Source organism: Corallococcus exiguus, from assembly GCF_009909105.1.
In the GTDB taxonomy this organism is placed as follows: Bacteria; Myxococcota; Myxococcia; order Myxococcales; family Myxococcaceae; genus Corallococcus; species Corallococcus exiguus.
Map to the genome: position 1 here is coordinate 1 of NZ_JAAAPK010000025.1, position 13652 is coordinate 13652.

The following is a 13652-nucleotide window of genomic DNA, read 5'->3' on the forward strand; positions in this document are numbered from 1 at the left end:
CTGGTTACGAGAAGAAGCACCGCGCTGCCGCTTGAGGGCGAAAGCGCGGAACGCTCTGCGGAACCGGGGCAACTTCACATCCGCGTTGACAGGTTCCGGCCGCCGCGGAGAGCCAGTGGGGTCAGTTACTTCTTGCTGGTATCGTGGAGCGCTCGCGCTCCTGTTCCTGGAAGCGAATCGGTTTCCTAATCCGGAATGCGGTGCCCGAAGAAATAACGGACGCCGCTTTTGAACCAGGTAGCATGAGAGTCTTCGAGAAAAGCCTCCAGAAGTGCTGACGCCTGCATAGGTCTAAACGTCCGATCAAGGTAGAACGAAGAACAATCGATGCCGGCAGCACACTCGAAGCGCCGTCGCAACTCGAATGGAAAGTAGGGTTCACGCAGGCGCCGCAATATCCGATGGGCTAAGCCGATGACACTCAACTGCTCACCGCCGTCCACACATACTTGGTCTGTACCGAATCTATCTGCCAGCTCGGCGCATCTGTTCAGCACCGCGTTGCGATAGCTATCGAGCGAATCATAGTCCTGGTGGTCGGAGAGCTCGTATTCCGTCTCCAAGCAACCCGAGATATGCACCGGCAGGATCTCGGCATCGCTGATAGTCGCGACCCGTTCGAATGCAGCGAGAACAATTGGTACATCGGCCAACTTTCCTCGCCGCGTGAGCACTGCCCCCCAGGCCAGCGTCAGCTCAAGGCCCACTTCTTCGGATGCGAGTCGTTCTGCGATAGTGTCGACAGTAGAAGCCGGTCCGGCATCGCCAAGAAGCTCAGCGCATAGGCGTCGGTTTACAGGGTGCGTGTCGCCACTGCCCAACTCGACGAGCTCCGGCATTTGACTGAAATCGCCAAGCTTTGCCCGCCTCAAGGCTTCCAGCCACTGAAAGTAGTCGCCCTCCTGAGGCAGCCTTTCACCTTCCCCTTTGAGAGGCATGGTCATTACCTCAGGATATGCAAAATACCCCCGCCCCTCCCAGTTAACCATTTCGGGATTGCCATAACGACTCCAGTCCATTGTCACTCCTCACAATAGTCGGTTCCGGTGGTTCAAGCTTTTGCCGCCAATGACTGCAGAGCACCAAAGCGCTTGTCCAGATTCCGACACACAGGACACAAGTCGCCGTTCTTCTCAAGGTTACCTTCTCCGACGGGGCAGCCGCCGGCCGCTGCCTTAGGAACCAAGTGATTGACTTGGCGAATAGGAGGGATGGGGGCCCTGTTGAGGAGGAGGGAGGATGCAGAGGGGCCGAGGAGGGCCGCTGACGGGGCCGCCCGAGCGATGCTCCCGGCCGGTGGAACCTCCGTCCCCGACATCCAGGAGCGCTACCGCGCCGGCTTCTCCCTGCTCCAGGACGCCGGGGACCCTCGGGTGCGCCTCATCTGAGGATTCAGCGCACCACCGCCATTTCAGCGCGTCATCGCGCGCATCCAGGGCTGTCCGCTCCACCGCGAACTGGCCACCGCCGCGCCTTCGGATGAATGACTCCTGGATGTTCGCCGTCACGGAGCTGGCCGCATTGAGGGTGAACGTGCAGCTTGGGGTCTTCGCACCCGCGCTGCTACAGGCTCCGGACCCGATGGCGCTCCGTCCGATGGTGGGGTCCCAGAAATGGGAGTTGTCCAGCTATTCCATTGCGCGTTCCAGACCTGGAGGTCGTGGACATTCTGCCGCGCGTCGTGAATGCCTCGAAGGGGAAACGGAGCGGCGGCTGACCGCTGCAGGCACGAATTGCAAGCAATTGCGACGCTCGACCGCGCGAAATTTCCTCGCATGAAATTCGTTCACACCCAACTCAACTCAAAGTCGCTGGCGACGACAATCCGGACAGAGCTCTCTTCCCCCATAAAGGCCCGCCATGTTCTCCATCAAGTTCGACCGGCCCATCTCGCAACCCGTTGCATCCGCCGAGAGCGCCCCGCCTCCGCCCCCACCTCCGGCCCGGCCCGCGGCGCCGGTGGACCGCTTCGAGCAGCCCGCGACCCGCTTCAACGCGCTTTCCGGACTGCCACCCCCGCCCGCGGCGGCGGCCTCTCCGGAGCAGGCCCAGCAGGACGCCGGCAAGGTCGCGAATGCCTATCGGGACGACGGCGCCGCCAAGGCGACCAAGACCTTGACCGAGTTGGTGAAGAAGCACCCGAATGATCCAGCCTACGTGGACGCGCTGATCCGTTCCTCGGATGAAACGCTGAAGAAGGTGACCGCCGAGCTGACGGACCGGGCCCTGCACGGCACTCCCTTCAAGTCCTTCGGTGCTGACCTCAAGGCCGTCGACATGCTCACGCGGCTCACCACGGTCGCCGAGGCGGCCACCCCCGCGGGCCGGGAGCAGCTTGGCGCGCGACTCGCGCAGGCGGTGCCGGACACGAAGGACGCGGGCAAGGTCGCGGAGCTGTTCGAGTTCCTGGCGAAGAGCGGCCATGGTGCGCTCATCGACCCGACAATGAAGGTGCTGGACACCACCAGGCCCAAGGCCGCCGCCGAAATGACGGAGGTGCGGCTCCAGCAGGTCGACCGATCCAAGGACAAGCTGGAGGATGCGCAGAAGAAGGCGGCGGAGATGGATACCCGCCTGCAGACCGACCTCGCCCAGTTCGGACAGGCCCTCACGGACGAGCAGGTCACCTCCTATACGCAGGCGTTCCGGGAGAAGCACGCGGACGTCTACGCCGCGGTCCGCACGGCCTCCGACGATCTGGCCGGAGTGCTGGACCGCAACCACGGGGCGCTGGAGGCCGCCGGAGCAGGTGGGAACAAGAAGGCCGCCACCCGGCTCTATGACGGATACAAGGCGCTGACGCTGACCCCTGGACACGCGGGAGAGGCGGTCCAGTGGCTGGGCCGTGTCGCCCATGAACCCGCGGAGCGCAACCCCTTCTTCAAGACGCTGGAGGAGGGCAAGGGCAAGGGCTTCCAGGAGAAGGTGCGCGACGAATTCCTCGCACCCGCGATGCCCCGGATGCAGGCGGAGTTGATTGCCCGGAACGCCCAGACGCCGGACGGCGCCGAGGCCCAGGCACTGCTCTCCGAGCAGACCTCCGCGCTGCTCACTCCGCTCCAGGGGGCCGCGGCGCTGACGCTGCTCGGGACCGGCATCCAGGACCTGTACGACGTCGTCGACATGCGGAGCACCGGGGCCCCCGACCTGCAGGACTTCCACCGCTACAAGCTGCTCACGGGATGGAGTGACAAGAACCCGTTCATGAAGTCACTCGCCGTGATGGGGGTGGTCCAGAGCGGCTTCGGCGCGGGGGATTCCTTCGCCCATGGAAAGATCGCGGACGGGATCCGCAACTCGGCCGCCTTCGCCGAGGGCGGGCTGGAGCTGACCTCCGGGGTGCTTGCCACCATCACGCATGCAGGCTGGACGCCCGCGGCCGGCGGCGGAATCACCCACAACGTGACGGGGTGGGCGCAGAAGCTGACACCCACGTTGGGGCTGGTCGCGGACGGGCTTCAGATGAGCCTCGACTACAAGGCAGCCATGGCCGACAAGTCGAACCCGGGCCGGTGGCTCGAGATGGGAGGAACGGGGCTCGCGGTCGCGGGTGACTTCTGCATGTACGCGCCGGGCGTCGGCACCGGCGCCGGCCTGCTGCTCAAGTCCCTGGGCCTCGCGGTCAATGGAATTGGCGGCGTGGTTTCGAAAGTCATCGACGGCGGCAAGGACAAGAAGAAGCTTTCCGAGGAGCAGCGCGACCTGCTCATCAAGGCCACGGGACTGGGCAAGAAGGACGCGATGGAGCTGGTGAAGACAGGCCCGGATGACCTCGTGCGGCTGCGAGAACTGGGCCTCGACGCGAAGCAGCTCCAGGAGCTGGTGTCGGATCCCCGGATCAAGATGGATTCGTTCGAGCCCGCCGTGCTGGCCAAGGCGGCGATCGCCTATGGCCTCAAGGGCCAGGACGTCATCGACCTCTTCAAGTCCGCCAAGAACGAGGACGCGGCCCTGAAGCTCAGCCAGGCCCTTCGGATCCTCATCCACGCGGAAGGCGACATCGGAGATCCCCGGTCCCTGGACACCTTCCGGGCCACCGTCCGCGGCGCGCTGGGTCGCGACTCCGCGGGGAAGGCCATCCTCGCGGTGCTCGAGCGCGGCACCCACAACCGGAACATCGACTTCGACGCCTTCAACCGGATCGACGTGGCCATCAACGGCGAGGGGGGAAAACTCGGGCTCTGAGCGGAGCCCGCGCTTCCCCAGCCCATGCCCCTCAGAGGAGATGCCCGGGGCGTAGCGCTCAGCGCCGCGCGAGCCGGGCCTCGGCCGCCTTGAGGACGTGCTCCTTGAGCAGGTAGCCGAAGCCCGCGTTGCGCAGTCGGACGATGAGCTCGTCCCGGGTCGTCTTGAGCTGCTCGGCGGTGCGCTCCAGGCTCCAGCCCCCCTGCGCGAGCTGCTTGAGCAGGTAGGCCCGGCGCGTCTGCGCCGCCGAGAGCCGGTAGGTCTTGAGGTACTCGACCGTGCCGTCGCCGCGCAGGATGGCCTCACCCATGTGATTCTCCTCCGAGGGCGACAGGCCCGTGATGAAGCGCTGGAGGTGGAAGGGACCGGCCTCGTAGACGGGGGAGGTGACCACCTCGGCGCCGATGATGCCCTCGGCCATGAAGCCCATGAAGTCCGCCCAGTCCGCGCGCATGCGCTCGATGGCGGCCCGCAGCTCCTGCATCGAGTTCACCCGTGCATCCTCCACGCCCAGCCCCAGCACGGGCACGTCTCCAAGGAAGCCGTACTGCACGAGCAGATCCCCGTAGAAGTCCTTGAGCAGGGCCCGGTGCAGGGCGCGATAGTCCTCGGGGTGCGAGACGATGGCGCAGGAGAGCAGCGCGTCCGCCTGGAAGATGAGCATGCCCACCTGGCGCTCGTGCAGCTCGAAGATGCGCAGCGCCTCCGCGAAGGCCGCGCTGGCCCAGCCCGAGTAAGCCCACTCGCTCCGGGGGTTGAGCCCCTGGGAGAGGGCCTCCTGGGAGTACTCGTTCCACGCCACCTGCGGCCCGCCGAAGTACAGCGCGAGGAAGCCCTCCATCGTCAGGTGCATGGGGAGCAGCGAATAGGAGGGATGGGGGCCCTGTTGAGGGGGAGGGAGGATGCAGAGGGGCCGAGGAGGGCCGCTGACGGGGCCGCCCGAGCGATGCTCCCGGCCGGTGGACAGGCCGCTTGAGCCCCTTGGGGCACACGCCTGCCCAGGCCGCGCTCCCATCAGGTGCGTGGCAGGAGCCTGGGCCTGTTGGCTGTCTTGAGCCTCAACACCACGCGGCCTGGGGTGGCCCTCGTGCCGGGGCCAACCTCGCACATGCCGTGGGCAAGCCCAGGTGCTCCAGAATCGCCCGCACCCCGGGGGCCCCCTTCACGTACGCCAAGACCCGCCGCCTGCCTCCACACCTCACGCAGGCGAACACGTCGAAGTCAACGTCCTCCTGAGCAACTCCGCCCAGTCCACTCGCGGGGTCCTCTCCTTCATCCGCTCCTTCTTGGCCGCTGCCTCAAGCCCCGCGCTCGCCTCCTCCGCACCTGCTTGAGGGAACATCGCGCTGGAGGCGGGCTACTGCGACCAGAGCCACCTGACGCGCGAGTTCCGCCGCCTGCACGTCACCCCGGCGGAGTACCGGCGGCTGGCGGGACGTGCATCCGGTTCCACGCGGTAGGTTTCGTCCAAGACGGCGCCAGGTGCGCGGGCCTATCTCCCGGGCATGACCCTGGAAACGCCTTTCTTCCGACGCGCCGTGGCCCTGTTCGCGGCGCTGATGTGGACCGCCTGCGCGGGTTCCCGGCCCGTCCCGGCCGTGCGCCGAGTGGACTCCGGGCGCACGCAGTGGGTGCTGCGTCCGTCCGAGGCCTACGACGCGCTCTGCCTGTTGAACCTGCTGCGCGGCGACGCGTTCTACACGCGCTTCTATCCCGCTGAGTTCCAGCGCTTCTCCGCGCTGCTGGACGCACGGGAGCGGGCGGCGCTCGCGCACCTCACCGAGCGGATGGCGAAGCAGGGCGGGAAGATGGTGGGGCCGTTCCTGACGCTGGTCTTCTCCGTCACGGGGCCCACCACGGTGGAGGACCTGACGCGGACAGTGGCGGATGACGCCGCGTGGCGCCGGATGCGTGAGGACTTCCTGGCCACGTCGTATGGGCGGGAGGACGGCTTCGCGGAGATGGAGGACGTGCGGGAGGACCTGGGCGTCCTGCTGGCGTTCCTGAAGCGAGTGGAGTTCCCGCGCATCTGGCGGGCGGAGTACTTGCCGCAGGTGGAGCAGGCCATCGCGGTGCTGGCGGAGCGGGTGGCGCCGCACGACGTGGTGGGCTGGGATGAAGCGGTGCTGGGACGGGACCTCCAGGTGTCAGCGTTGAATGCGCACGTCCTGAAGTTCGCGCAGCCGCACGGCATCCGGGTGACGGGGTGGAACTTCCTCACGGACGCGACCTATCCGGCGGATGTCACCGTGAAGACGGCGGTGCATGAGCTGTTGCATCCACCGTTCGCCCGCGAGGGTGCGCTGGACGCGAAGCTGTCCGCGTTGGAGGCGGACCCCTACTTCCAGCGGCTCGTGCGCGAGCATGACCCTGCGTTCGGCTACACCACGGCGCGCGGTCTGACGGAGGAGGACTGCGCGGAGGCCATCGACGTCTACGTGAGCGAGCGGGAGGGCCTGCTGCGCACCCGGGACGGCCGGCCGCTCACGGGGGCGGAGTTCTTCCGCGACCATGATGACGGCCTGCACGTCCTGGCCTTCGTCCTCTACGAGGAGCTGAAGCGCGCGGGTCCCTCGCGACGAGGGACCTACGAGGCCTTCCTGCTGAGGCTCTTCGAACAGGGCGTGCTCGAGCCCGGCGCGCTGGAGCGCCGCTTCCGCGCCTCACCGGGGCACTACCCCGTGAAGGCGCTGAGCGAAGCGGCGGCTCCGTGACGGCGACGGCTCAGTCTCCTGGGGGACCGCCATCACGCGTCTGGCGGCGATACGCTCCTGGCGTGACACCGGCCCACTGCCGGAACGCGTGGCTGAACGACGCCTCCGACGCGTAGCCCGTCATCTCCGCGGCCGAGCTGAGCGTCGCGCCTTCACGCAGCAGTGCCGCCGCGCGCTGCATGCGCAGCCGGGTCAGGTACTCGAGCGGCGGCTCTCCGACGAGCTTCGCGAATCGAGCCGCGAATCCAGAGCGTGAGAGCGCGACCTCCTTCGCGAGCTTCTGCACCGTCCATGGCTCCTCCGGGCGTTGATGCATCAGCCCGAGCGCCGCAGCAATGGACTTGTCTCTCAGCGCACCGAGAAACCCCGTCGAGCCTTCGGGCAGCGACTCGATGTACGCACGAAGGATCTGGATGAAGATGACGTCCGCCATGCGCGTCAGCACCAACTCGGAGCCGGGACGGTTCGATTCGATTTCCTGCGCGATGAACTTCACGTTCTGAAGGAACGACGGCACCGCCCCGGCGGCATCGGGCGTGATTCGGACGACGGACGGCAGCATTGCCAGGAGGGGCACGTCGAAGCGCTCATCGACAGCGAACATGCCGCAGACCATCGTTGACTGCGCACCGCCTCCACCAAATTCGAGGCGGCGCACGGGCCCGGCCGAGCTCCGCACCGTCAACTGGCTGAACGGCGTGACGGGCGTGCTCGGCTGGTCCCTGACGGAGTGGGGCCCTTGCGAGATGATCGCGAGCTCTCCGCCAGACAGCGCGACCGCTGCGGAGTCCTCGCCGCTCGACAGCCAACAGCTTCCTCTGGCGACGTAGTGGAAGCGCAGGCTGTGCTTCGCGGGAGGCAAGCAAAAGCCCCAGGGAGCGCTCGCGACGGACCACGACCACGCGGTGTTCTTGAGGCGTACGTGGCTCAGCACCTGGCTCAGGGCGTCCATGCGGGGTCTTGTCTCGTGCGCTGTCGGCTCACCCGGCCGGGCGGGCATGTATTGGACGTATTATGAAGAGAGCTGGACGCGAAAGCATGGAGCGTCCCGTGACGGGCCGCTACTCAGTGGACCCATGGGAAGACTTACGGGAAAGGTAGCGCTCGTCACTGGCAGTAACGGTGGCATCGGCTTCGCCACCGCCAGGCTGTTCGCCGAGGAGGGCGCGCACGTCTACGTCAACGGGCGTCGACGTGAGCAGGTGGAGGTGGCGGTCCGGAGGATCGGCCCGAACGCCACGCCCCTGCCTGGTGACGTCTCGCGGGCGGAGGACCTCCGGCGAATGTTCGAGCACATAAAGCGGGAGCGCAAAGCGCTCGACATCGTCGTCGCGAACGCCGCCATCTCGCGAGGCGCCGCGCTCGGAGGGATTGACGAGCGCACGTATCAGGAGGTGTTCGACGTGAACGTGAAGGGCGTCATCTTCACGGTCCAGGGCGCGCTCCCGTTGATGGCGGATGGCGGCTCGGTCTTGCTCATGGGCTCCGTCATCACCGGCAAGGGAATCCCAGGCGAGACACTCTACGCCGCGTCCAAGGCGACCATCCGCTCACTTGCGCGCACGTGGGCCGCCGAGCTCGCGCCGCGCAGGATCCGGGTGAACGTCGTGACGCCCGGTGCGATCCACACCGAGGGTATGGAGGCCGCGCTTGGCGGCTCCGAAGCGACCGCACAACGGCTCGACGCGATGGCGCAGGCGATTCCTGTCGGCCGTGTAGGCGAGCCCGAAGACCTCGCCCGTGCCCTCTTGTTCATGGCGTCGAGTGACGCGGCCTACGTCAACGGCACCGAGCTGTACGTCGATGGGGGACGCACTCAAGTCTAGGTGCTGTCGAGTGTCAGAAGCACTCGCGCGCGTCGGTGAACGCCGGGCAGTAGGTGTCCTGGCCATTGCAGGACACGCCGCCGCACACCTTGGAGCTCAGCGGCTGCAGCGTGTAGGCGTTGAAGCCCGTGCAGCTCAGGAGCGTGTTGTTCGCCTCGCAGTAGAAGGTCACGGTCGTCGGCGTGGGACAGTTCTTCCACTGGCCATCACACATCACCGCCTGGCCCTCCACGGCCTCGCAGTGATTGCCCGAGCAGGACACCGACGTCCCGCCCGGACACGACGCCGTGCAGACGGCCATGGCTGTCACTTCGGAACCCTCTTGAGGCTGGAGCGTTTCCTCCGCCTCCATCGGGCCACCACATGCCGCCGTCTGCAGGCCCAGCACCGCCATCGCCACGAACAGGAAACGCTTCATCACAGACTTCTCCGGGAGAAAGTCGCAAAACGGAATATACCGGAAGAGCTGTTGCGAATAGGAGGGATGGGGGCCCTGTTGAGGGGGAGCTCGCCACCACCACCACGCTGGTCACCACCGAGGCGGAGCTGAAGGCGCTGGCGGACGCGGCGAAGGCGGCCGGGGCCCTCACGCTGGTGCCCGCCTTCGAGGGCATGCCCTTCGCGGCGCCGCTCGTGGGCCTGGGCGTGGCGCTTCCGGACGGCTCCACGCGCTACGTGCCGCTGAGGCACCAGCAGCTGGGCGCCACGCAGGTGCCGGTGGCGGCCTTCACCGCGGCGATGAAGGACGTGATTTCGGACGCGGCGGTGAAGAAGGGCGGACACGATCTCAAGGCGCTCACGCTGGTGCTGGCCCATGAAGGGCTGACGCTGGAGGGCGCGCAGGACGACGTGGAGCTCTTGAGCTACCTGCTCAACCCGTCGCGCCGGGAGCACGCGCTGGCGGACCTGGCGCGTGAACGGCTTCGCTCGGAGCTTCCCGCGCTGCCCGCGTCGGTGGAGGGCAAGAAGGGGCGGCCGCTGGCGGACCACGGGCCGGAGGAGGTGGCCGCGGCGTACGCGGTGCGCGCGGACGCGGCGCGCAGGATGGCGCCGGAGCTGTGGAAGGAGCTGGAGCTGGGCGGGCTCTCGGAGCTGGCGCGCACGCTGGAGCTGCCGCTGTTGCCCGTACTCGCGCGCATGGAGCGCGAGGGCGTGAAGCTGGACGTGACGGAGCGAATAGGAGGGATGGGGGCCCTGTTGAGGGGGAGCGGAGAGTCCCCGCAAGGTCTTCTTCTACATCAGCGACGACGGCGACATCATGGTCATCCACTACGACAACTGGAAAGCTGTCTTCCTTGAACAGCGCTGCCAGGGCACCCTGGAGGTCTGGCTTGAGTCATTCACCATGATGCGCGGTCCGAAATTGTACAAGCTTCGGGCCGAACCTTACGAGTTCGCCGACATCACCTTGAACAGCTATTACGATTGGGAGTTCCGGAACGTCCATCTCGTTTGCGCCGCCATGCGCCCTTGAGGCACTGCCTGATACGCCTGCCGTCTTCCTCCAAAGGTCTATAAAATGAGACACGATGGTTTTCAGGAAAGGCCCGCAGTGCAGGTCCAGTGCGGAAGTTCACTATTTAGGTTAAGCCCATGAGCCGGTTCGTGTTCTGGACTGGCATTTACAACGCGGTGCTGGCCGCCAGTTTGCTATTTCCACCGATGTACCGGGCAATCGGGCTAAACATCCCCGCTCCGATCTGGGGATGGCTGTTTAGTGCTTTTCTCGCTTACACCAGCCTGGTCCTTATCTATGCATCGAAGGACCTCCACCGCTGCGCACCCCTGGTGTATTGGGAAGCGCTGCTGCGATACGCGGCGGGCCTGTTGTTGATCGCCGGAGGCCTTTTCGGGAACCTCGGCCTTACGGCCGCCGCCGTCGGTACAGCGGACCTGTTCATCGGGCTGGTCTACATGTTCGGTCTGCCCCATGAGCTCGAAGTTTCTCATTCTGCGCTGCTCTTGGATAAGGTTGACCCGGATGGACGAGCCAAAGCGGCATAGTTCATCCAGAGGCAGAGAATTGAGCGGGGCAATAACACTACTTGGTCAGATGAATCGGGCGCTGCGGCCCGGTGTTGAAGGGGCATGACGCCCGCGCAATTGCACAAGCTCGACCGAGAGCTTTCCGAGTACCTGGACACGATGACGGTCGGGCTGGGGCGCACGGAGCGGCGGCGCGCACTGGGCGGCTACGTCACGGGCCTCCTGCTGGACGGAGAGCGCAAGAGCATCGAGCCCATGGCGGCACGGCTGGCCCCTGCACCCACGCAGACGGAAGCCCTGCGCCAACGACTGCAACAGTGCGTGTCCGGCGCGGCCTGGGATGACGCCCAGGTGCGCTGCCGGCTCACGCAGAAGTTGGAGCGGGAGCTCCCGGGCCTGGAAGCCCTCCTCATCGACGACACGGGATTCCCGAAGAAGGGCATGCATTCAGTGGGGGTCGCACGCCAGTACTGCGAATAGGAGGGATGGGGGCCCTGTTGAGGGGGAGGGAGGATGCAGAGGGGCCGAGGAGGGCCGCTGACGGGGCCGCCCGAGCGATGCTCCCGGCCGGTGGACAGGCCGCTTGAGCCCCTTGGGGCACACGCCTGCCCAGGCCGCGCTCCCATCAGGTGCGTGGCAGGAGCCTGGGCCTGTTGGCTGTCTTGAGCCTCAACACCCCACGGCCTGGGGTGGCCCTCGTGCCGGGGCCAACCTCGCACATGCCGTGGGCAAGCCCAGGTGCTCCAGAATCGCCCGCACCCCGGGGGCCCCCTTCACGTACGCCAAGACCCGCCGCCTGCCTCCACACCTCACGCAGGCGAACACGTCGAAGTCAAACGTCCTCCTGAGCAACTCCGCCCAGTCCACTCGCGGTGTCCTCTCCTTCATCCGCTCCTTCTTGGCCGCTGCCTCAAGCCCCGCGCTCGCCTCCTCCGCACCTGCTTGAGGGAGCACCAGCTGCGGTGGCTGCACGACCTGCGGCGCACCGCGCCCGAACTGTACCCGGTGGTGGCCCACGACGGCGCGCAGATGCAGGACTACCAGCGCCGTGGGCTCATCCTGGACGGATGCTCTGACCCATTGGCTTGGGCTAATGTCTGACGCCGCCATGCCACGACTCCAACTAACGATGAGCGATGCAGACTGCCTAGCCGAAGCGGAGCGGATCCAGCGGCTGCTGGCCGAGCAGGCCGCGCGGCATGACAGGGAGACCTCCCTGCCTGACGAGGGCTTCGAGACCATTGCCCAATCCCCGCTGAATACCGCGCTGCTGGAGGGTGCTTCCTGGCTGACCTTCGGGCGCATCGTCAGCATCCTGAGCCGGGGCAGCGCCTCCTTCGGGACGCTCTGGCTGATGCACCAGGGCGCAGGGCTCGCCTTCTTGGCCCTGCCGGAGCCCGCGCTGGTGACCTCATTCAACGACAGGTTCCGCCAGGGAGCTTGGTTCGGCAACGCCCTGTCCGAGCCCACCAGCGGCAACATGTTCCTCATGCCTCATCAGGAGGCCTGCCGCGCCGAAGGCGGCTGGCGCCTGTCCGGGGCCAAGCGCTTCGTGTCGGGCAGCGAGAAGGCTAGCTACCTGCTCACCAATGCCGTGTGTGATGGCCAGCCCGCCTTCTTCCTCATCGACAAGGACGACTCCATCCGGGTGGAGGATGTCTGGGACACCCTGGGTATGCGGGCCACGCGCAGCCAGCTCTTGCACTTCCAGGACACGCTGCTGCCGGAGTCCCGGCGGCTGCGGCTGGATCCCGCCCAGCCCAACCCTATCGCCCTGGGTCTGCCGTGGATCTCCATCGGCATCGCCGAGGCGGCGCTGGCCTTCGCCATCTCATACGCCAGGGAGCGCAAGCTGCCTCCGGAGAATCGGGCGATCGCAGAGATGCAGTGGGTGCAGTTCTCGGTGGCGGAGATGAGCCTCCGTCTGGAGGCGGCGCGGGCGCTGGCCATGCGCGCGGCCATCGCCACGGATCAACGCGAGCTGGACTTCCCCGTGCTGCAGATGCAGGCCAAAGTCGTGGCCAATGAGGCAGCCGTGGCCATCACCACCGCGGCCATGGAACTCGCTGGAGGCTCGGGCTACATGCGGAGCCACCCCATAGAGCGCTACCTGCGCGATGCCATGAGCGGCCCGCTGATGGCCTGGTCTCCAGCGGTGATCCGCGACTTCCTCGGCAAGACCCTGCTGGGGCTTCAGCCGCCACCACCCCAGGCGTGAGCTGCCAGACGCCCTCCCAGAGTGGGGTGCGCGCCATCCTGGAGTTCCTTGCACGGCCCACGCAGCCTGCTCAACTCGCTCCAGCACAGGGCCCCCTAAGTGCAGGGGCGAACCGTCACTGTGCGGTGCCCCAGGAGCCCACGCCCTGCTGCCCTCGGCATGGGTAGGCGTGTCCCTCAACGGGCTGGGCGGCCTCTCCGCCAGCCCGGCGCACAGCCCGAGCGGCGCCCATCCGCAGCAAGCCTCCGCCCCTCCGCACCTGCCCCCACCCGAAGCACAGTCCCTATCGGCCTAATGCTCTGCCTTGCTTCAAATCATCTTAGATCTCAGAGAACTTCAGGTTCCAGAGAAGAACATTGTCATCTGGAGTAGGCCGGATCATGCAACGCAGAGGACCATCTTGGGATACGATGAAGACCAATCCGCCTATATTCTCGTGGGCACACCAAGTTGCCGCACGATGTCGGGCGCCATGCTGTGCAATAGCATAGCGTTCACCCTGTTGGCCTTGATGCCCCTTGGCAACATAGACATCAGGGACACGTCCAGGCGGAATCGGGACCTGATAGCCCACGCCGATTATCTTCAGGTCAGGGCCCATGAGCAGCGCGTTATCAACAACCGTCAATCTACTTATGCCTTCAAGGCGAATAGGAGGGATGGGGGCCCTGTTGAGGGGGAGGGAGGATGCAGAGGGGCCGAGGAGGGCCGCTGACGGGGCCG

General features: G+C 66.4%; 11 protein-coding genes and 2 pseudogenes. 9 read left to right on the top strand and 4 right to left on the bottom strand.

Features of this window, described 5'->3' with window-relative positions; all coding sequences use genetic code 11:
* Positions 1-185: 185 nt before the first annotated feature.
* Entirely contained in the window at positions 186-1019 is an 834-nt protein-coding gene (locus GTZ93_RS41905) for a hypothetical protein (RefSeq protein ID WP_139924170.1), read from the bottom strand.
* An 841-nt stretch (positions 1020-1860) separates the two neighbouring features.
* On the opposite strand from GTZ93_RS41905, the gene GTZ93_RS41915 reads away from it, so the two are divergent.
* A complete protein-coding gene (locus GTZ93_RS41915; protein WP_161663378.1) occupies positions 1861-4185 on the top strand; it encodes a hypothetical protein in 2325 nt (774 codons plus the stop codon).
* Positions 4186-4243: 58 nt separating this feature from the next.
* On the opposite strand, the gene GTZ93_RS41920 is transcribed toward GTZ93_RS41915, so the two are convergent.
* The gene (locus GTZ93_RS41920) at positions 4244-5038 is read right to left on the bottom strand and encodes an ARPP-2 domain-containing protein (protein ID WP_261779057.1); all 795 of its coding nucleotides are present in this window, start codon (positions 5036-5038) and stop codon (positions 4244-4246) included.
* A 523-nt stretch (positions 5039-5561) separates the two neighbouring features.
* Between GTZ93_RS41920 and GTZ93_RS41930 the strand changes: the two genes are divergently transcribed.
* Together GTZ93_RS41930 and GTZ93_RS41935 are read left to right on the top strand one after the other, a co-directional pair.
* Positions 5562-5645, top strand: a complete 84-nt coding sequence (locus GTZ93_RS41930; RefSeq protein WP_390625038.1) for a hypothetical protein — start codon at positions 5562-5564, stop codon at positions 5643-5645.
* A 78-nt stretch (positions 5646-5723) separates the two neighbouring features.
* A complete protein-coding gene (locus GTZ93_RS41935) occupies positions 5724-6899 on the top strand; it encodes a hypothetical protein (RefSeq protein WP_257979525.1) in 1176 nt (391 codons plus the stop codon).
* Positions 6900-6909: 10 nt separating this feature from the next.
* Here GTZ93_RS41935 and GTZ93_RS41940 read toward each other — a convergent pair whose 3' ends face one another.
* Positions 6910-7851 (bottom strand): AraC family transcriptional regulator, encoded by a 942-nt coding sequence (locus GTZ93_RS41940; RefSeq protein ID WP_161663379.1) that lies wholly within the window; start codon positions 7849-7851, stop codon positions 6910-6912.
* A 124-nt stretch (positions 7852-7975) separates the two neighbouring features.
* Between GTZ93_RS41940 and GTZ93_RS41945 the strand changes: the two genes are divergently transcribed.
* Positions 7976-8725 (top strand): SDR family NAD(P)-dependent oxidoreductase, encoded by a 750-nt coding sequence (locus GTZ93_RS41945; RefSeq protein ID WP_139923428.1) that lies wholly within the window; start codon positions 7976-7978, stop codon positions 8723-8725.
* A gap of 13 nt (positions 8726-8738) precedes the next feature.
* Here the strand turns inward: GTZ93_RS41945 and GTZ93_RS41950 are convergent, their stop codons facing one another.
* Positions 8739-9143, bottom strand: a complete 405-nt coding sequence (locus GTZ93_RS41950) for a hypothetical protein (protein ID WP_139923427.1) — start codon at positions 9141-9143, stop codon at positions 8739-8741.
* A gap of 89 nt (positions 9144-9232) precedes the next feature.
* On the opposite strand from GTZ93_RS41950, the pseudogene GTZ93_RS41955 reads away from it, so the two are divergent.
* The 5 genes and pseudogenes from GTZ93_RS41955 to GTZ93_RS41980 all read left to right on the top strand — a co-directional run.
* Positions 9233-9898: pseudogene (locus tag GTZ93_RS41955) on the top strand (DNA polymerase I); the annotation flags it as partial.
* Positions 9899-9983: 85 nt separating this feature from the next.
* Entirely contained in the window at positions 9984-10199 is a 216-nt protein-coding gene (locus GTZ93_RS41960) for a hypothetical protein (RefSeq protein ID WP_139923425.1), read from the top strand.
* A 119-nt stretch (positions 10200-10318) separates the two neighbouring features.
* The gene (locus GTZ93_RS41965; RefSeq protein ID WP_139923424.1) at positions 10319-10729 is read left to right on the top strand and encodes a hypothetical protein; all 411 of its coding nucleotides are present in this window, start codon (positions 10319-10321) and stop codon (positions 10727-10729) included.
* Between the two features lie 141 nt (positions 10730-10870).
* Positions 10871-11185 (top strand): annotated as a pseudogene (locus GTZ93_RS41970) (transposase); the annotation flags it as partial.
* 655 nt (positions 11186-11840) lie between these two features.
* Positions 11841-12929, top strand: coding sequence for an acyl-CoA dehydrogenase family protein (locus tag GTZ93_RS41980; RefSeq protein WP_161663380.1), 1089 nt, complete (start codon positions 11841-11843; stop codon positions 12927-12929).
* The last annotated feature ends 723 nt before the right edge of the window (positions 12930-13652 follow it).

Bases quoted from the DNA above. Each gene is read 5' to 3' on its own strand.
- GTZ93_RS41940 (WP_161663379.1), bottom strand. From the start codon at position 7,851: ATGGACGCCCTGAGCCAGGTGCTGAGCCACGTACGCCTCAAGAACACC.
- GTZ93_RS41980 (WP_161663380.1), top strand. From the start codon at position 11,841: ATGAGCGATGCAGACTGCCTAGCCGAAGCGGAGCGGATCCAGCGGCTG.
- GTZ93_RS41950 (WP_139923427.1), bottom strand. From the start codon at position 9,143: ATGAAGCGTTTCCTGTTCGTGGCGATGGCGGTGCTGGGCCTGCAGACG.
- GTZ93_RS41960 (WP_139923425.1), top strand. From the start codon at position 9,984: ATGGTCATCCACTACGACAACTGGAAAGCTGTCTTCCTTGAACAGCGC.
- GTZ93_RS41920 (WP_261779057.1), bottom strand. From the start codon at position 5,038: ATGCACCTGACGATGGAGGGCTTCCTCGCGCTGTACTTCGGCGGGCCG.
- GTZ93_RS41915 (WP_161663378.1), top strand. From the start codon at position 1,861: ATGTTCTCCATCAAGTTCGACCGGCCCATCTCGCAACCCGTTGCATCC.
- GTZ93_RS41965 (WP_139923424.1), top strand. From the start codon at position 10,319: ATGAGCCGGTTCGTGTTCTGGACTGGCATTTACAACGCGGTGCTGGCC.
- GTZ93_RS41945 (WP_139923428.1), top strand. From the start codon at position 7,976: ATGGGAAGACTTACGGGAAAGGTAGCGCTCGTCACTGGCAGTAACGGT.
- GTZ93_RS41905 (WP_139924170.1), bottom strand. From the start codon at position 1,019: ATGGACTGGAGTCGTTATGGCAATCCCGAAATGGTTAACTGGGAGGGG.